General features: G+C 69.1%; 14 protein-coding genes, 1 tRNA gene and 1 pseudogene. 4 read left to right on the top strand and 12 right to left on the bottom strand.

The features are described from left to right. Positions 1-210: 210 nt before the first annotated feature. Positions 211-1,473: a cupredoxin domain-containing protein gene (locus VZL07_RS01680; RefSeq protein WP_426753557.1), complete on the bottom strand. Its 1,263-nt coding sequence runs from the start codon at positions 1,471-1,473 to the stop codon at positions 211-213. 339 nt (positions 1,474-1,812) lie between these two features. Next, the gene (omp85, locus tag VZL07_RS01675; protein ID WP_426753556.1) at positions 1,813-2,985 is read right to left on the bottom strand and encodes an Omp85 family outer membrane protein; all 1,173 of its coding nucleotides are present in this window, start codon (positions 2,983-2,985) and stop codon (positions 1,813-1,815) included. Positions 2,986-3,164: 179 nt separating this feature from the next. Between omp85 and VZL07_RS01670 the strand changes: the two genes are divergently transcribed. Both VZL07_RS01670 and VZL07_RS01665 read left to right on the top strand, forming a co-directional pair. After that, positions 3,165-4,727 (top strand): alkaline phosphatase family protein, encoded by a 1,563-nt coding sequence (locus VZL07_RS01670; RefSeq protein ID WP_426757218.1) that lies wholly within the window; start codon positions 3,165-3,167, stop codon positions 4,725-4,727. Then, entirely contained in the window at positions 4,724-5,812 is a 1,089-nt protein-coding gene (locus VZL07_RS01665) for a lysylphosphatidylglycerol synthase transmembrane domain-containing protein (protein ID WP_426753555.1), read from the top strand. The genes VZL07_RS01670 and VZL07_RS01665 overlap by 4 nt, the downstream gene beginning before the upstream one ends. 56 nt (positions 5,813-5,868) lie before the next feature. Here the strand turns inward: VZL07_RS01665 and VZL07_RS01660 are convergent. The 7 genes from VZL07_RS01660 to VZL07_RS01630 all read right to left on the bottom strand — a co-directional run bounded on the left by VZL07_RS01660 (position 5,869) and on the right by VZL07_RS01630 (position 11,209). Next, positions 5,869-5,952: transfer RNA gene (locus tag VZL07_RS01660), tRNA-Leu, on the bottom strand. Between the two features lie 83 nt (positions 5,953-6,035). Further along, on the bottom strand, positions 6,036-6,413 hold the full coding sequence (locus VZL07_RS01655; protein ID WP_426753554.1) for a 2Fe-2S iron-sulfur cluster-binding protein: 378 nt from the start codon (positions 6,411-6,413) through the stop codon (positions 6,036-6,038). A 1-nt stretch (position 6,414) separates the two neighbouring features. After that, the gene (hscA, locus tag VZL07_RS01650; RefSeq protein ID WP_426753553.1) at positions 6,415-8,259 is read right to left on the bottom strand and encodes a Fe-S protein assembly chaperone HscA; all 1,845 of its coding nucleotides are present in this window, start codon (positions 8,257-8,259) and stop codon (positions 6,415-6,417) included. Continuing rightward, on the bottom strand, positions 8,256-8,813 hold the full coding sequence (gene hscB, locus VZL07_RS01645; RefSeq protein WP_426753552.1) for a Fe-S protein assembly co-chaperone HscB: 558 nt from the start codon (positions 8,811-8,813) through the stop codon (positions 8,256-8,258). The genes hscA and hscB overlap by 4 nt, the downstream gene beginning before the upstream one ends. A 109-nt stretch (positions 8,814-8,922) precedes the next feature. After that, on the bottom strand, positions 8,923-9,321 hold the full coding sequence (locus VZL07_RS01640; RefSeq protein WP_426753551.1) for a HesB/IscA family protein: 399 nt from the start codon (positions 9,319-9,321) through the stop codon (positions 8,923-8,925). Between the two features lie 26 nt (positions 9,322-9,347). Next, the gene (iscU, locus tag VZL07_RS01635) at positions 9,348-9,749 is read right to left on the bottom strand and encodes a Fe-S cluster assembly scaffold IscU (protein WP_426753550.1); all 402 of its coding nucleotides are present in this window, start codon (positions 9,747-9,749) and stop codon (positions 9,348-9,350) included. 98 nt (positions 9,750-9,847) lie between these two features. Further along, positions 9,848-11,209, bottom strand: coding sequence for an IscS subfamily cysteine desulfurase (locus VZL07_RS01630; RefSeq protein ID WP_426757217.1), 1,362 nt, complete (start codon positions 11,207-11,209; stop codon positions 9,848-9,850). Between the two features lie 347 nt (positions 11,210-11,556). Here VZL07_RS01630 and VZL07_RS01625 point away from each other — a divergent pair, with 347 nt between their 5' ends. Further along, positions 11,557-13,455: an SPFH domain-containing protein gene (locus tag VZL07_RS01625; RefSeq protein WP_426753549.1), complete on the top strand. Its 1,899-nt coding sequence runs from the start codon at positions 11,557-11,559 to the stop codon at positions 13,453-13,455. Between the two features lie 57 nt (positions 13,456-13,512). Beyond that, a complete protein-coding gene (locus VZL07_RS01620; RefSeq protein WP_426753548.1) occupies positions 13,513-14,955 on the top strand; it encodes a protein-disulfide reductase DsbD family protein in 1,443 nt (480 codons plus the stop codon). A gap of 13 nt (positions 14,956-14,968) precedes the next feature. On the opposite strand, the gene VZL07_RS01615 is transcribed toward VZL07_RS01620, so the two are convergent. From VZL07_RS01615 to VZL07_RS01605, 3 genes and pseudogenes are all read right to left on the bottom strand, one after another. After that, positions 14,969-15,355, bottom strand: coding sequence for a DUF1648 domain-containing protein (locus VZL07_RS01615; RefSeq protein ID WP_426753547.1), 387 nt, complete (start codon positions 15,353-15,355; stop codon positions 14,969-14,971). After that, positions 15,352-15,753 carry a thiol-disulfide oxidoreductase DCC family protein gene (locus VZL07_RS01610; protein ID WP_426753546.1) on the bottom strand — a complete coding sequence of 134 codons (402 nt, stop codon included), beginning with the start codon at positions 15,751-15,753 and terminating at the stop codon, positions 15,352-15,354. The genes VZL07_RS01615 and VZL07_RS01610 overlap by 4 nt, the downstream gene beginning before the upstream one ends. A 418-nt stretch (positions 15,754-16,171) precedes the next feature. Beyond that, a pseudogene (locus VZL07_RS01605) lies at positions 16,172-17,296 on the bottom strand (IS3 family transposase). Between the last annotated feature and the right edge of the window lie 410 nt (positions 17,297-17,706).

The raw sequence follows: 17,706 nt of genomic DNA, 5'->3' as shown, positions 1-17,706 counted from the left end.
GGGCGGGTGGCCACGGTCGCGACCAGATATACCTGACGTGTTTTTCAATCCCTCTCGCCCTGTTGTGCGGCTGTCGGTTCATGACAGTCTCCTGCCCTCCGGGGCCGCTCTGGGAGAAGGGGCAACCTCGCCCGGGGCCGGCGGGCGCGCATCCGACCCACGGAAGACGAGGCCCGTGCAACGGCCCAGCGGAGTTGTCCCACCGCGCGCTCAGGGGCAGGGCGGATTGTCGGCGTAGGGCTCGCCTCGCGCGACATAGAGCAGGATGCCGGAGTCCTGCGAGGAGTACCCGTCCGTGTTCTCTCCGAAGGCGTGGAACGTGAAGTAGTGCTGGCCGTGCTCGAACCGTTCGGCCTTGCCGTCGCGGATGGCTTTGTCGACGTCGAGGACCAGCTCGGCCTGCGCCGTGTTCCCACCCAGGCAGGACCAGTTGGGACCGGGCACGCACTCCACGGGGGCGTCCATCGCGAGTCCACCCGGCTTGGGGTTACGGCTGGGCGCGCCATTGGCCGTTGGGGTCGTCTGCACGATCTTCAGCGTCCCCGCCCAGCGCATGCGCACGAGGTCGCCACGATTCACCGGGACGTTGTACTCGAACTGCATTCCCTCCGCGTCGTTGTAGAGCTCGACCACACGGCACTTCCGCCCCTTGGAAGGGTCGATCGCGCAGCAGGCCCCATCCTCCGACGAGGGGCCGGTCTCCGCGCGGGAGAGGAGGAACTGCATGTTCGTCCCGGTGGGAACGTGGTCCGGCCCGCGGCACTCCCACGGACAGTCCGCACAGCCGTAGGCGCAGCCATCCGAGAGGTGAATCATCCCCGGGCGATACTGGGCCGTGTCGATCAGGAACTCACCAAGGTGGTACGGCCCGTTGACGCAGGTGTAGTTCGGCCCGCCCACGCAGTTGGTGCGAGGGCCGCTCGCGAGCCCCCCAGGAATCAGCGCGTCCTCGTTCACGTTGTGGACCTGCACGACGTTGTGCAGACCGGTCCAGCGGAAGAGGACCAGGTCGCCCTGCTTCGCCGCGAAGGTCGGCTCCACCCAGTCGTAATGCGCCACGGTCGTGAAGTTGTTGACCTCGAACAGCGTGCAGTCCTCGCGGTTCGCATAGGCCGCGTAGCGCCCGTTGTAGTGGAGCGGATTGGCGAGCGCGCTGCACGGCTTCGGTGCGTACTGAGGGCTGGGGTTCTCGCGCGTGGTCAGGGCGATGGAGACGACGCCGCCAGCGGGGTTTCCCTCGTCCACGAAGAAGTAGATGCCCGGGCGATAGCCGCACGGGGAGGTGCCGGTGTTCCAGTCGAACGAGCCTTGGAGCGTCTTCGGCCCGCTCGCGATCTGCTGGGGCCACTGGGCGTCGCCGTAGGTGTCGACGGGCGGATCCTGTCCCTCGAAGTTCTTCACCTGCAGCACGTTGTGCGGCTCGCCGTCGTTCCAGACGAAGCGCACGGTGTCGCCTTCGGTGGCGAAGTGCACATTGCTCCGGCTGGGCCAGACAATCTCGACGATCCGGCCCGGAGGGTTGTCGGTGCCGGAACACGCTGTCTCGCGATCCGGGATGCCATGATTGCCCCCGGAGCCGGCATCCGCGGAGCCTGGGGGCCCGCCTTGTCCTGCGTCCGGGGAGTCGGAGGCAGTCGTGGAACTGCAAGCCATGCTGACGGCGAAGAGGAGCACGAGTGCGAGGCGGTTCATGAGACAGGACAGACTAGGTCAGCGGCCGCGACGGAGAGAAGACTGTCCTTCTCGAGGCTTCCCTCGGAGACCTGGGCAGACCCGGCCGCCCTCGCGAAGGGGACGTGCCGCCCGCGGGCGTCAGAACATGTGCCCGAACGTGACGTAGCAGCGCTGCCGCCCGGACCCGGTGGAGACGGCGTAGTCCATGCGAATCACCGCCGCGCGCCGGGAGAAGCGCAGCCCGCCGCCGACGCCCGGGTGCCACTGCCACCACTTGCCGTCCGCGACGCCCGGGTGCCACACGCGGCCCAGGTCCACGAAGGCCACCGCGCCCAGCTTCAACTGCTGCCCGAGCACCCGGAACTGCGCCGCCTGATAGCGCAGCTCCGTGTTCATGAACGCCTTGATGTTCCCGGCGAACCGGTTGCGCTCGATGCCGCGCACGCTGTTGGCCCCGCCAATGCCCTCGGACACATTGACGCCGCCGGTGTTGCTCCATTCGTAGAACGGCACGTCGCCGAAGAGCATGTCCAGGGTCATCCGGTGCGCCAGCGTCAGCCGTGACGACAGCTGGAAGTAACGCCGTTCGCTCAGGGTGATGCCGATGTAGTGATAGCGGTTGCCCGTGGCGTTGCCCGACACGCGCAGCGACAGCTCTTCCACGCCACCGCGTCGCGGCTCGGACTCGTTGTCCCGCGTGTCCCAGAGCACACCGGCGAGCAACTGCCCCATGTTGCCGCCTTCCATGCCCAGGGGCTTCTCCAGCGACAGCATGGACTTCTCGTAGGCCTCCACGCGCATGTGTCGCCAGCCGTAGCCCACATAGGACTGGAGCGGGTGCGCCTCCCCGAAGGGATGGCCGCGCAGGCGGAGCCAGAAACCGGGAGTGCCCTTGTCGAAGTTGTACAGCTCGCTGTCGACGTCCCCCCGGAAGTCCGGCGCGGACTGGTTGCCCGCACCGAAGAAGGGGCTGCGAAGCTCCCGTCGATAGTCCAGCCGTCCCTCGACGCGGAGCGGCCCCAGCAGGCGAGGTCCGTCGTAGCGCAATGAGTGACTCTGCGCGCCCCGGTTGCTGAAGAACACCTGCGCGCTGATGGCGTGGGCGTAGGGCTTCTTTCCCGGCGCATACAGGTACATCCCGCCCACCGCGCCGTAGCCGAAGCCATGGTCCGAGCTGAAGCTCACCAGGGGAATGGCAATCGCATCGAAGGCATCTTGCCTCACGGGCTCGAGCCCCGGCGCCGGTGGTGCGTGGACCGCCGGGGAAGCGCTCAGGCTGACGAGGAGGACGGCCGTGGCGGGAATGAGCATGAGGGGGCCGCCTGGGACGCTCTGGCGCCTGCGTTTCTTCCCGGAGCCATCAGCCGCAACGGCTGCCCGCCCGCTCTGCTGGAAGGCGGTTCCCGCTCCAGGGCGGCTGCTCACCCAAGTGGTCATCTTGGCTGCCGGAGGAGGGGATACGACCCGTGAGCGCTGTGCTTTCCCCAGCGATGCACCTATGGGCCCACGGCCTCGTGCGGCGAGTCCAGACGCGCGTGCCGCCCTCGCCCGCACGCAGGGCGAGGAAGCTGCTCATCGTCCACCTGGACGGCGTGCCGAAGGCGCTGCTCGACGAGGCGCTCGTGTCAGGCCGGATGCCCTTCCTGTCGAGGCTCATCCGCTCGGGCACCTTCCACCTGGACGAGGCCTTCTGGGGGGCACCCACCTCCACGCCGTACTTCCAGGCAGGGCTGCTCTACGGGATGCGCCAGTCCAACCTGCCGGCGTACTCCTGGTTCGACCGGGAGCTGGGCCGCAAGGTGCAGATGAACACCCCGGCGGACGCACTGGCCATCGACCAGCGTCTGCGCGGCGCGGGCCGCACCAGCCTGCTCGACGGCGGCGGCCATGGATACTTCTCCCTGTTCCGCGCGGGCGCCGAGAACGCGCTGAGCATGAGCACGCTGGCCAGCTTCAAGCAGATGTCCCGGTCCTTCTCCTACGAGATGATGGGGTTGCTCAGTGCGCGCACGCGCGGTGTCTGGGATTACCTGCGCTCCCTGGGCATGGACACCTGGGCCGCGGCGCGCGAGGTCATCCACTGGGCTCGCGGGCTCCAGGATTGGCGCCACGAGCCGACCTTCCTCTTCAGCCATGTCTTCCTCCAGCGGCTGGGCTGGAGCTTCGCCTTCACGAAGTCCCTGGTGGACATGGCGCGCGGTGTGCCCGTCGTCTACCTCGTCTACGGTAACTACGACGAGGTGGCGCACCGCCGGGGACCTCGCTCCGTCCAGGCCCTGGCCGAGCTGCACCGCGTGGACACGTACCTGGCGGAGCTGTACGCGGTCGCGGGCGCCGTGGAGCGGCCCTACGACGTCGTCATCCTCTCCGACCACGGGCACGTGGACTGCCTGCCCTGGGAGCAGCGGAAGGGCCAGCACCTGGAGCAATGGCTGCTGGCGCCACACGGCGACGGACCCATCCCCGAGGACGTGGTGCGTGGCCTCTGTGATGGGCGCGCCCGCCCGGAGCCGGACGCGACACCCCGCGCGCCATTCGCACCCGTGGCCATCGAGTGCGGCAACTTCGCCCACGTGTACCTGTCCGGCGAACCCAGGCCGCTGGAGGCCATGGACCTGCTCGCGCGCCATCCCGACGTCCTCGCCCGGGTGACACGGAGCCCGGACATCGGCCTCGTGGCCCTGCGACGCGGCAACGGCGCGGTGGCGCTGGTGCGCGGCGGCGTCTATGGCGCGGACGCGCTGGACCGCGCCCCGCTGTCCTCCGAGTTCAGCAAGCGCGCGGTGGCGGACTTCCTCCGGGTGCTGCCCACCATGTCGACGGCGGGGGACCTGGTCCTCTTTGGCGAGGCCGTGCGGCGCGGTGGCACCGTGGGCTTCGCCTGGGAGTTCGGCTCGCACGGGGGCCTGACGCGCACGGAGGCCAACAGCCTGGTGTGCTGGCCCGCGAAGGCGCCCCTGGACCTCTCGGGCCTGTCCCACTGCGCGCAGCTCCACGAGCGGCTCGCGGCGGCGTACCTGGACTCCACCCCTCGACTCCGGTTGGTGCCGTGAAGGGGAGGGCGAGGCGTGAAGGAGGCCGGGCGCTGTTCAAGGTGCTGGTCGCCTTCCTGGGCCTCGTGCTCTCCGTCGTCCTGCTCTCCACCGCCTTCTTCAAGTGGAACCTCGGCGGCGGAGGGCCGCTGCTCCAGCCGCGCTTCCCACTGGGCCAGTTCGTGAGGGACCTGCCGGGCCACCTCGTGTGGCTGGTGCCCTTCATGCTGCTCCAGGCCTCCATCATCCCCCTGCGCGCCGTGCAGTGGCAGCGCACCCTGCGCCGGCCGGTGCCCCTGAAGGAGCGCTACCACCTGGTGGCCATTGGCGCCTTCGTCCACAACGCCCTGCCGGGAAAGCTGGGGGACATCATGCGCTCGTTCCTCCTGGCGAGGACGCAGCGCATCCCCTTCCTGCGGTGCCTGGGCTCGGTGGGCGTCTGCAAGCTGATGGAGTTCGCGGCGCTGATGCTGCTCGTCACGCTGTCGCTGCTCGGGCCCTTCGGCCGGACGCTGTCTCGCTTCGAGGGCGAGCTGAAGGTGGCCGTGTCACTCTGCGTGGGGTTGGTCGCGCTGGTGGTGTTGATGGCGCACTGGTCCGGGCCGCTCGCCTTCGCGCTGCACCGCCGCCACAAGCTCCCTCGGGTGGTGGGCTTCCTCCACCACGTCAGCGAGGGCCTCGGCACAGCGCGCTCCTTCACCGGCATGGCCAAGGTGTTCGTCTTCTCGGTGGCGCCGGTGCTGGCCTCCGCGCTGGGCTACGGGCTGGCGCTCCACGGCATCGGCATCTCCGGAGGCATCTTCGCGGGGGCGGTGGTGCTGGGAGCCATCTCCCTGGGGCAGTCGCTCCCGGGTGTCCCGGCGGGCATGGGCATCTACTACTTCGTGACGAGCTGGGCGGCCCGCAGCCTGGGGGCCTCGCCGGAGGACGCGGCGGCCTTCTCCACGCTCACGCACCTGGGGACCGTCATCAGCCAGGTCGCGGTGGGCGCCGTCTCCGTCCACCTGCGGAAGATTCGCGTCCGGGACCTGCGCAAGGGCGGCAGCCTCGCACGAGAGGCCGCGCACCACGTGGCTCACGATGCCGTGGAGCCCGCGTCACCCTGACCCCTGAAAAGCGAAAAGGGGCCCCGGTTTGAAACCGGGACCCCTTCTCAACTTTGTGCCCAGGAGAGGACTCGAACCTCCATGCCCTTGCAGGCGCTAGACCCTGAATCTAGTGTGTCTACCAATTCCACCACCTGGGCAGGCGGTGCATCGCGGTGCGGCGCTGCGATGGGCCGGACATATAGAGTTCCTGCCCCGGCCCGTCAAGCACTACGTAACAACCTCACTTCTTCAGCGGCCATTTCCCTTCGGCTTCGAGGGAACGGCGCAGGACGGGGTTCTCGTCCATGAAGGCGGTGAGGGACTCCTCGGTGATTTCGACCACGATGTCCTCGGTCCCCAGCTCCGTCTGGCAGGACAGCCGGGAGTAGGGGCGGACGTCGAAGCCCATGTCCAGGCGGTCCGCCTCCGCGTCCGTCTGCTCGCTCAGCGAATCGAGGCCCTTGCGGACCCAGATATGGCAGGTGGAGCAGCCGCAGACGCCGCCGCAGCTGTGGCCCACCTGGGCGCCGCACGACTCGGCGGCGTCCAGCAGGGTGGTGCCCGTGGGCACGTCGGCGCTGACCTCGGCCAGGGGGCTCTTGAAGGTCACCTTCGGCACGTCAGTAGTCCTCCACGGATTGGCCGGCCACCACCTGGGTGATGGCCTGGTTCATCACCCGCTCGATGAAGGGGCGCGACGCCTCGTCCAGCGCGTGCACGGCCTCCTTCAGCTTCAGGTGGTCGTCACCCTTCATCAGCGCCTGGACCTGGGCAATGGCCGCGTCGATGGTGGCGCGCTCCCCGTCCTGGAGCAGCGAGCCGTGCTCCCGAAGCTGCCGGTCCGCCTCGGCCAGGACGCGCTCGGCGTCCACCCGCTGCTCACGGACCTGCCGGGCCTGGATGTCCTCCTCGGCGTAGTCGATGGAGTCGAGCAGCATCTGCTCGATCTCCTCGTCGGTGAGGCCGTGGCTGGGCTTCACCGTGATCGACTGGCTGACGCCGGTGCTCTGCTCCTTCGCGCTGACGGAGAGGATGCCGTCTGCGTCCACCTGGAAGCGGACCTCCACCCGGGCCATGCCGGCGGCCAGCGGGGGGATGCCGGACAGGGTGAAGCGCGCCAGGCTGCGGTTGTCCTCCACCAGCTCGCGCTCGCCCTGGAGGACGTGGATGTCCAGGCCCGTCTGTCCGTCCTTGAACGTGGTGAAGACCTGGCCTGCGGTGGTGGGGATGGTGGAGTTGCGCTGAATCAGCTTCTCCACGATGCCGCCCATCGTCTCCAGGCCCAGGGAGAGGGGAATCACGTCCAGCAGCAGCACGTCGTCCTGCCGGTCCGCCGTGGTGAGCAGGTTGGCCAGCACCGCGGCGCCCAGCGCCACCACCTGATCCGGGTCGATGTCGCCCAGGGGCTCGCGGCCGAACAGCTCCGCCACGTACCGGCGCACCGCCGGCACGCGCGTGGCGCCGCCCACGAGGATGACGCCGTCCAGTTCCCCGGCCGTCACGCCCGCGTCCTTCATCGCCCGGCGGCACACCGTGCCCGTCTTCTGGACGAAGGGCTGAATCCAGGCGTCGAAGTCCTCGCGCGTCACCGTGTGCGTCTTCCCGCCCGCGGAGAGCTCCACGGACGTCGCGTCGGTGAGCGCCTCCTTCGCCTTGCGCGAGGCCGCCAGCACCTCGGCCACCAGGGCGGGGGCGGGGGCCGTCTCGCCCAGGGCCACCAGCACGCGCTGGGCAATCGCGCGGTCGAAGTCATCGCCACCCAGGGCGGAGTCGCCGCCGGTGGACTTCACCTCGAACACGCCGTCCACCAGCTTGAGGATGGAGATGTCGAAGGTGCCGCCGCCCAAGTCGTAGACGGCGAAGGTGCCCTGGCTGCCCTTGTCCAGGCCGTAGGCCAGCGCGGCGGCGGTGGGCTCGTTGAGCAGCCGCAGCACCTCCAGCCCCGCGAGCCGGCCCGCGTCCTTGGTGGCCTGGCGCTGGGCGTCGTCGAAGTAGGCCGGCACGGTGATGACGGCCTGCTCCACCTTGGAGGAGAAGTGCGACTCCGCGCGGCGCTTGAGGGCGCGCAGCACCTCGCCGGAGACCTCGATGGGCGTCACCGGCGTGCCGCCGGCCACCTCGAAGCGCACCACCTTGGCGCCGGGCGCGAACTTGTAGTGCCCCAGCTTGCGCGTCTCCGCGTCGTCCGGGCTGCGGCCCATGAAGCGCTTCACGGAGGCGATGGTGTCGGTGGGGTGCTCGGCCGCGAGCTTCTTGGCCCGGGCACCCACCACCACGCCGCCGTCCTGGGCGTAGTGCACGACGGAGGGCAGGAGCAGCGAGTCGCCATCGTCCACCGGGACGCAGACGGGCTTGTCCTTCACCACCGCCGCCACCAGCGAGTTCGTCGTTCCCAGGTCGATGCCCACCGCCTGCCCCTTGGGCTTCAGCGGGTCGTGAATCTGAAGGTAGCCGTTCTTGCTCACGCCTGAATCTCCTCCTCGAACGCGTCCACCTGCTCGAGGAAGCGCGTGAAGTAGCGCACCCGCCCCAGCGCGTGCGATGCCTTTCTCACCAGTGCCTGCCCGCCGTCCCCCGTCTCGCCGGCCTCCAGGGTGCGCAGCGCCCCAGCCGCCTCGGCGAGCGCCGCCTTCTTCCGGGCCTCCACGTCATCCGCCATGGCCCGGGCGCGGTTCAGGTCCTTCTTCGCCATGGCGGCGTCCAGGGCCTCGCGCAGGTCCATGACCTCCTCGAGGAACTCCAGGGGCATGTCCTTCTGGGCGCCCGCGTCCTCGCGGTCCAGGTCGATGCCGTGGAGCTTGAGCAGGTAGAAGGCCCGGCGCACCGGGTCCTTCAGCGTCTTGAAGGCTTCGTTGAGGGCGGTGGTGCCCTCCAGGGCCTGCAGGCGCTCGCGCGCGCTGGCCTGTGCCACGCGGTCCGGATGGAGCTGCAACGACAGCTCGCGGTACTGCTTCTCCAGCGCCGGCACGTCCACGTCATAGCCGCGCTTCAGGCCGAAGACGTCGAAGTGGGTCCTCACGGGGCTCTCCAGGTGGGGAGGGGGACAAACGAAAAGGGCCCGGCGGCTGGCCGGGCCCGCGTGGTGGCGCCTCCCGCCCGTGACAGGCGGAGCGGCGCGGGCTGCCGCGTCAGACGGAGAAGCTCTCTCCGCAGCCGCAGGCCGCCTTGATGTTGGGGTTGTTCAGCTTGAAGCCCGAGGCCATGAGCGTCTGCTCGAACACCAGCTCGGTGCCAATCAGGTACAGGTAGCTCTTCGGGTCCACGAAGACGCGCACGCCATCCTTCTCGAAAATCTTGTCGCGCTCGCGGGCCTTCTCCGCCCACTCCATGGAGTACTGGAGTCCCGAGCACCCGCCGCCCCTCACGGCCAGCCGGAGGCCGGCCTCGGGCGTCTGCCGCTGCTCCAGCAGCTCCTTCAGCCGGGCCACCGCGCTGTCCGCGATGGTGATGCCCTTGGGGGGCTTGGCCACGGGCGCGGGGGCAGGGGCCTTGGGCTGCGTCGTCTCCTGGGTCGCCTGCTCGCTCATGGTTCGCCTCTCCCTTTCTGCCTCGCTCAGGACGCCTTGGCCTGACGCGCGGCGCGCTTCTTCTTGAAGTCCTCGATGGCCGCCTTGATGGCGTCCTCGGCCAGCACGGAGCAGTGAATCTTCACCGGCGGCAGCGACAGCTCGCGGGCCACGTCCTTGTTGGAGATGGTCATCGCCTGGTCCACCGTCTTGCCCTTCACCCACTCGGTGACGAGCGACGACGACGCGATGGCCGACCCGCAGCCGAACGTCTTGAAGCGGGCGTCCTCGATGAGCCCGTCATCGGAAATCTTGAGCTGCAGGCGCATCACGTCGCCGCAAGCGGGCGCGCCCACCAGGCCGGTGCCCACGTTCGGGTCTTCCTTGTCGAGCGTCCCGACGTTCCGGGGGTTCTCGTAGTGCTCGATGACCTTGTCGCTGTAAGCCATGCCTGCTCCTTCAACGGATGCTGCTCAACAAAGGTTCCGGAGGGCAACGCCCGCCGGGCGTGGAGGCTTGCGCCCCCCTGTCTGCCTGGGAAGGCGCGCTAGTGCGCCGTCCACTCGATGCTCTTGAGGTCGATGCCTTCCTTGGCCATCTCGTAGAGCGGGCTCATGTCGCGCAGCTTGCGGACCTTGTCCACCACGAGGTTCACCACGTAGTCGACTTCCTCCTCCGTGTTGAAGCGGCCCAGGCCGAAGCGGATGGAGCTGTGCGCCAGCTCCTCGTCCACGCCCAGGGCGCGCAGCACGTAGGAGGGCTCCAGGGAGGCGGACGTGCACGCGGAGCCGGAGGACACCGCCACGTCCTTGATGCCCATCATCAGGGACTCTCCCTCCGCGTGGGCGAAGGAGATGTTGAGGTTGCCTGGCAGCCGGTGCTCCAGCGAACCGTTGATGGTGGTCATGTCCAGCGCGTCCGTCAGGCCCTTGCGCAGCTTCTCGCGCAGGCGAAGGATGCGGGCCGACTCCTCGGGCAGCTCCTTGCGGGCAATCTCGGCCGCCGCGCCGAAGCCGACGATGGCCGCCACGTTCAGGGTGCCGGAGCGCATGCCGCGCTCGTGGCCGCCGCCGTCGATGATGGGCGCGATGCGCACGCGCGGCTTGCGGCGCACGTACAGCGCGCCAATGCCCTTGGGGCCGTACATCTTGTGGGAGGTGATGGACGCCAGGTCCACCTTCATCACCTCCACGTCGAAGGGCACCTTGCCGATGCCCTGCACCGCGTCGCAGTGGAAGAGCACGCCCTTCGAGCGGCACAGCGCGCCAATCTCCGCGACGGGCTGCACCACGCCAATCTCGTTGTTGGCGAACATGATGGAGACCAGCACCGTCTTCGGCGTCATCGCCGCGGCCAGCTTCTCCAGGCTCACCCGGCCGTCGGGCTCCACGTCCAGGTAGGTGACGCGCGCGCCGCCGGTGGGAAGCTCCGCCCACTTGCGGTACGTCTCGTCGGACTCCACGTCGTGCTTCGCGAGCAGCTCCGCCTGGTTGTCCTCGGTGACCTCCTGGCCGGCGAGCTGCCCGAGCCGCAGCAGCTTCAGCTCGTCCAGGCGCTCCTGCCGCACGCGCTCCAGGCGCTTGCAGGTGTCCAGGATGGCCTTGTGCTCGGTCTTCAGGGTGATGATGTGGTCGCCCTTGGACTTGTAGAACTCGATGACGCCCTTGATGGCCAGGTTGTCGGACTCGGTGGCGCCCGAGGTGAAGACGATCTCCTGCTCGGACGCGCCGATGAGCTCCGCCACCTGCTGGCGGGCCTTCTTCACCGCCGCCTCGGCCTTCCAGCCGAAGACGTGGTTGCGGCTGGCGGCGTTCCCGAAGTCCTCTCGCAGGTAGGGCAGCATCGCTTCCAGCACCCGCGGGTCCAGCGGGGTGGTGGCGTGGTTGTCCATGTAGATCGGCAGCTTCACCATTGCTTCCAACACCTTCCTGGAGGGGACGTCGACCGGCGCCCTGAGTGGGCCTTTGCCGCAGGGGAGCCTACACCGTCACACCTGAATGTGGACCGGACTGGTCAAATATAAAAAGGGGCACCTTCGGGTCAAGCGAACATCCGGAGCGCTGGCGGCGCCGGTGTGTGCTCCCAACAGGCCGTCTTAAGTAACGCTGCACCGGCGTGGATCAGTCCGCGTGTGCCGTCCTGGTGCGGCGTGCGCTGGAATGGCGCAGCCCCCCTGGCCAACTGCTTGATTTCCCGACAGGCCCCTCCCTGGCCGGCCGCCTGCACCGTGGGGCGGCACCACAGGGAGGCAGGCACATGAGCGCGAAGCAGACGGCCCGCACGAAGGAAGCACCCGAGGTGGGCGAGGGCGGTAACAGGACCCACCTCGTCCGGATGGACGGGGGCGGCGGCAAGCTGGAGCAGCCGCGGTACGCGGAGGGGTGGCGTGCCGGCAAGCCCGCCGAGGACCCCGAGAAGATGAAGCGCTGGGGGCTCATCACCGCGCGGCCCAGCGAGTTCCTGGTCCACATGCGGCGCGGCCGGGTGCGGGAGGTCAGCGGCCAGGGCGCCAGCTGCTTCAAGTGGCCGGGGGACTCGGTGGCCATCGTCCCCACCAGCATCCAGCGGCTCCAGTTCACCGCGGACCAGGTGACGCACGAGAAGGTGGGCGTGCAGGTGACGGGTCTGGCGGTGTACCGCATCGCGGATCCGCTGGTGGCGTTCCGCATGCTCAACTTCTCCTTCCCGGAGCGCGCGCAGGAGAAGCTGGCGGAGCTGCTGCGGGAGATGTTCGTCGGTGCCGCGCGGCGGCTGGTGGCGAACATGTCCGTGGAGGAGTGCCTCTCCAAGCGCAAGGAGGGCATCGCGGGCGAGCTGATGCGGGAGATTGCGCCGGTGCTGTCCGGCCGGGGCCGGCTGGAAGACGGGACGGACGCGGGCTGGGGCGTCATCCTGGACACGATTGAAATCCAGGACGTGCGCGTCCTGTCCTCCACCGTCTTCGCCAACATGCAGGCGCGCTTCCGCCACGAGCAGGAGCGGCAGGCGCGCGAGGCGGAGCTGGCCAAGGAGCGCTTCGTCCACCGCGAGGAGACGGAGGCCGAGCGGCAGCTGAGCCTCCAGCGGCTGGCGGCCGAGGAGGAGGTGCGCCAGAAGAAGCAGACCGCGGAGGAGCAGGCGCGGCTGGAGGCGCTGGCGGTGGAGGCGCGCGTGGCCGAGGCGAAGCTCGCCCAGGAGCGAACGCTGAAGCAGGAGCAGGCCTCCGTGGAGCGCGAGGTGGCCCTGGCGAAGATGGCCGCCGAGCAGGAGGTCCGTCAGAAGAAGCAGGTGGCCGACGAGCAGGCGAAGCTGGACGCGCTGGCCGCCGAGTCGCGTCTGGCCGACGCGAAGATTGTCTCCGAGCGAGCGCTGGCCGTCAGCCGCGCGCAGGTGGAGATGGAGAAGCTCCAGCGCGAGCAGGACGCGGAGGTCGCCCGCCAGCGCGTGGCGCTGGAGAAGCTCAAGCGCGAGCAGGAGACGGAGGCGGGCCGCGCGAAGCTGGAGCTGGAGAAGCTGAAGCTGGCGCAGGAGTCCGAGGCCGCGCAGGCGAAAATCGAGCTGGTGCGGCTCCAGCGCGCACAGGAGGCGGAGAACGCCAAGGCGCAGATGGAGCTGGCGCGGCAGCAGCGCGAGCAGGAGCTGGAGCTGGCCCGCCAGCGGCACGAGCAGGAGGTGGAGCTGGCGAAGCTGCGCCGCGAGCAGGAGGAGGCCGGCGCCAAGGCCCAGCTGGAGCTGGAGCGACTGCGCCGCGAGCACGAGCAGGCCACCGCGTGGCACGAGGTGCAGATGGCCGCGCACCAGCAGGAGGCGGAGCGGCTCCACGCGGAGCTCCAGGTGGTGCAGGCCCGGCGCGCCATCGTCGAGACGGAGGTGGCCATCGCCGAGCTGAGCGTGCGCAAGGACCGGGCGCAGCAGGAGCTGGAGCTGGGCAAGGCGCGGGCACTGCGCGACATCGAGAACAGCGTCAGCCCGGAGGTCATCCAGATGACGCTGGCGCAGCAGCTCCCCCAGGTGGCCGCCGCCTTCCAGCAGAAGATGGGCGAGGTGCACGTCACCGCGGTGGATGGAGCCAATCCATTTGGCTACATCGCCGCCGCCGTCGAGGGCGTCATGGGCCTGGCGCGCTCTGCGGGACTCAAGACGCCTGCCTCCCCGCTTGCTGCTCCAGCGCAGTAGCCCGGGGGCCCGGGCCTGCGTATACAAGGAGGCCTGGGACCACGGAGTCACGCGCGCATGGATGCGAAGAAGCTGGGAGTGATGGCGGTGCTGGCCGGGGTGGCGGTGGCCGTGGTGCCGTGGCTGCTGCCCACGGGGCCCAACGCGAACCTGGATGCGGCCCGGTTCCTCGAATCCGGCAGCCTCGCGGTGGGCGCGGCGGTGGTATTCGCCGGCGGCCTGCTCACCGCGATGACGCCCTGCGTGTATCCGCTCATTCCCATCACCGTGTCCGTCTTCGGCGCGCGCAAGGCGGAGGGGCGGGGCCGCGCGCTGCTCCTCACGACGTCCTACATCGTGGGCATGGGCGTGGTGTTCAGCGCGCTGGGTGTGCTGGCGGCGAAGACGGGCCAGGCCTTCGGCTCCATGCTGGGGCACCCGGCGGTGGTGACGGGCCTGGCGGTGTTCCTGCTGCTGCTGGCCTCCTCCATGTTCGGCGCGTTCGAGCTGGCGCTGCCGTCGTCGCTCCAGACGAAGCTCAATGACGTGGGCGGCGCGGGCGTGGCGGGCGCGTTCCTGATGGGCAGCGTGTCGGGCTTCCTCGCGGCGCCGTGCACCGGGCCGGTGCTGACGGGCCTCCTGGCCTTCGTGGCCAGGTCGGCCAACACCACCCTGGGGGCGTCGCTGCTGTTCGTCTACGCGCTGGGCATCGGCGTGCCCTTCTTCCTCATCGGCGTCTTCACCGTGCGCCTGCCGCGCGGCGGCGTGTGGATGGAGTGGGTGAAGAGCGTGCTGGGTATCATGCTGGTGGCGCTGGCCTTCAGCTACCTCAAGGATGCCTCGCCCTGGGCGCGGGACGTGGTGAAGGGCCTGGGCCTCCAGGTGGGCCGGGTGCCGGGGGCCGCCATCGCCGCGGTGCTGGTGGCGGTGGGCGTGGCGTTGGGGGCGGTGCACCGCTCGTTCAAGGAGGGCGCGCGGGAGTTCTCGTTCAAGGCGCTGGGCGTGGTGCTCGTCGTCGGGGCGCTGGTGCTGCGCGGCGGCGCGCTGGATGCGGGGCCGGTGGGCACGCTGTGGGTGAGCATGGGGCTGGCCCAGCCTCCGCGCGCCCCGTCCTGGCAGTGGCACCACGTGATGCCGGCGAAGCAGGCGACGTTCTCTCCCGAGGCCTTCGACGCGGTGCTTGCCCAGGCGAAGGCGGAGGGGCGGCCGGTGCTCATCGACTTCTTCGCCGACTGGTGCGCCGCTTGTAAGGAACTGGACCGCGACACCTATCCCGCCGCGGAGGTCATCTCCGAGTCCGACGCGGGGCGCTTCCTCAACATCAAGATTGATGCGACGAACAGCGAGGACTCGTTGGACGCGCTGATGGAGCGCTTCGGCGTGGAGGGCCTGCCCACCGTGGCGTTCATCTCCCCGGAGGGCAAGGTGCTCGCCCAGCCCCGCGTCACCGGCTTCCTGGCGCCCAGTCCCTTCGCGTCGGAGATGAAGAAGGCGCGCTGCACGGACGCCAACGCCTGCTGACGCCGGGGCCTCGTTAGCCGTTCGCAGGCGCGTCCGGGGCGCCGGCTGATTGCTCCTGGGAGAGGGCCTGGGGAGCTTGCTTCACCGCGGCCATCAGGGACGCGGTGCTCACGACACCGATGACGACAATGACCAGCGCGTGCACCAGCACGGCCGGGACCCGGCGCGTCGCGGCTCTGGCGGAGTTGCGTGACGTCACCAGGGACAGCAGCCACACGCCTGTCATCACCGCGGGCCCCAGGAACACACCGAGCGGCTTGGGGGTGAAGCCATCCGGCTGTCCCTGGAAGTTCCAGTGGGTGGGCACCGGGTCCGGCAGCTTCGAGTAGAGCGTTCCGGCGATGACCAGCGCCACGACGATGGCCGCGGCGCTCAGGACGTGGGCAAGGCGGGTCGTCATGGTGTGGTCTCCGGGAGGAAGCGGGCCCTCAACTCGGGCGTGGGGATTCGGCACTGGGCCTCGCGGCCGAACCAGCGGTAGCGGTTGCGCGCGACGACTCGGTAGACGAAGTCGCGCAGCGGCCGGGGAATCACGATGAACACGTACAGCCACTTCCAGGGCCCGCTCAGCTTGCGTGCGACGCGCAGCGCGGCCGTGGACCGCTCGTACAGTTTGCCGTCCTCCAGAAGGAGGAAGCTGTCGGGCTCCTCCTTGGGCACCACCCCATATGGCGCCAGCAGCGCGGCAGCTCGCTGGGACTGAAGCGCTGCGAAGCGCAGGCGTGCTTCGGGGTCCCGGTCGATGAGGAAGAGGACCGTGCCGTTGCAGAGGTTGCAAACGCCGTCGAAGAGGACCACGACCCTCGGGGACTGGGCGCTGGAAGCTTCGTTTCCTGGCGGAAGGACGCCGGTCATGATGCGGCAAGTCTAACAGCCCACGCTGTCAGGTGACGCCGAAGCTGCGGGGAATTCCGGGCGTGCGTCTCCGCGGCCGAGACCTCCCATGAGTGCCTTCGGACCCTGGGCCCCACGCTTCCTCCGCGCTCGTCTCGCTACTGCCTGCGAAGGGCACCGGTGCTTTCAATCACAGTACCTGTACAGCGTCCCCAATGAGCATCCCGTGAGGTGGACCCCATCGGCTGGACCACTTTGGGGCAATCCATCTTTGCGCCTGAGCCGACGGTGAGAGTGTGTTGATACGTCGTCGTCGTGGTCGTGTCGAGGGGGGCGCGGGGGGAGACTCGTAACCTGTGGATAGCTGTGGAGGCCTGTGGAGTCACGCCGCGTGCTCGATGAGGCCGGTGCGGTAGACATGCATGGGCGTGCGGTACCCGAGCGCCTGGTGCGGGCGCTCAAGGTTGTAGAAGCGCAGCCAGCGGCCCACGCCCGCCCAGGCCTGGCGCACGTCGGCGTAGGCGTTGAGATAGACCTCCTCGTACTTGAGGCTGCGCCAGAGCCGCTCGACGAAGATGTTGTCCACGCACCGGCCCTTGCCGTCCATGCTGATGCGCACCTGCTGCCCCTTGAGCACCGCGAGCCAGTCCTTGTCCGTGAACTGCGCCCCCTGGTCGGTGTTGAAGATGCTGGGAGGTCCATGGTGGCGCAGGGCCTCTTCGAGAGCCTCGATGCAGAAGTCCGTCGAGAGCGTGTTGGACACGCGCCAGGCCAGCACCGCCCGGCTGAACCAGTCCATGATGGCCACCAGGTACGCCCACCCGTACGCCAGCGGCACGTACGTGATGTCGGCCGCCCAGGCTTGGTTCGGCTTCACGATAGCCAGCCCTCGAAGCAGGTACGGGTAGACGGGATGCTCCGGGTGGGGCCGGCTGGTATGCGGCCCAGGTGCCATCCCCTCCAGGCCCATGAGGCGCATGAGCCGCTGCACGCGCTTGCGGTTCACCTCGTGCCCCTCGTGCTGGAGCACCACCGTCATGCGGCGGCTGCCGTAGAAGGGCCGCGCCAGGTACAGCTCGTCGATGCGGCGCATGAGCTGGAGCTCCTCGGCGTTCACTTCGATGGGCTGGTAGTAGAGCCCCGAGCGCGAGACCTGGAGCAGGTCGCACTGCTTGCGCACCGAGAGCGTGTCGAGTCCGGGCTGCACCATCGCTCGCCTCTCGCTCAGCGGGAGCGCTGCAGCCCGCGCGCTAAAAAATCGCGCTCCACCGTCAGCTCGCCGATTTTCCGCAGCAGTTCGTCCTGCACCTTCTCGGCGTCCCGCCCCGCGGCCTCGGTGGTGAAGGCCGTGGCCGCCTTCTCCAGCAGCTGCTTCTTCCACTGGCCCACCAGCACCGGGTGCACCCCGTGCCGGCGCCCCAGCTGCGCTCTCCTTCTCCTGCAGCGCCTCCAGCGCTACGCGCGCCTTGAACTCCGGGTCGAACCGCTTCTTGTTCCTCTGCTTCATGGCCGTTCTCCTACGTGGGAGTCGGCTCAAAACGCAAAGATGGGGGTGGTCCAAAAAACGGGGTCCACTTCACCGGCCTCATGCGGGAGCCCTTGCAGTATCCGTCCTTCATCGCCTTGTCCTTGGCGATGACGTCTTGGAGGCTGTCTCCCCGAGTCCAGTAGAGACACTCGTGCACCGGCCCCGCCATCGCGCAACAGCCGCAGCCGCAGGCTTCATATGTCTCGCCGACATCTGGCGGAGCGCCCTGTGCCGCAATGGGGTGAGGCATGGGCCCGTTACACCCCAACGTGAGTACCAGCAGTGCTCGCAACGCGCGCATGAAGTGGACAGTAGGGCGAACGGCGTGGGCGGGCCCATCCGCCATCTGACTGATTCAGGTGCCGGCGGATTCGGGGGACGTTGACCGC

Origin of the sequence: Pseudomyxococcus flavus, from assembly GCF_050038885.1 — a bacterium.
Classification (GTDB): Bacteria; Myxococcota; Myxococcia; order Myxococcales; family Myxococcaceae; genus Myxococcus; species Myxococcus flavus.
Note: the sequence above shows the minus strand (reverse complement) of the source record. Positions and strands in the feature narration are given on the sequence as shown.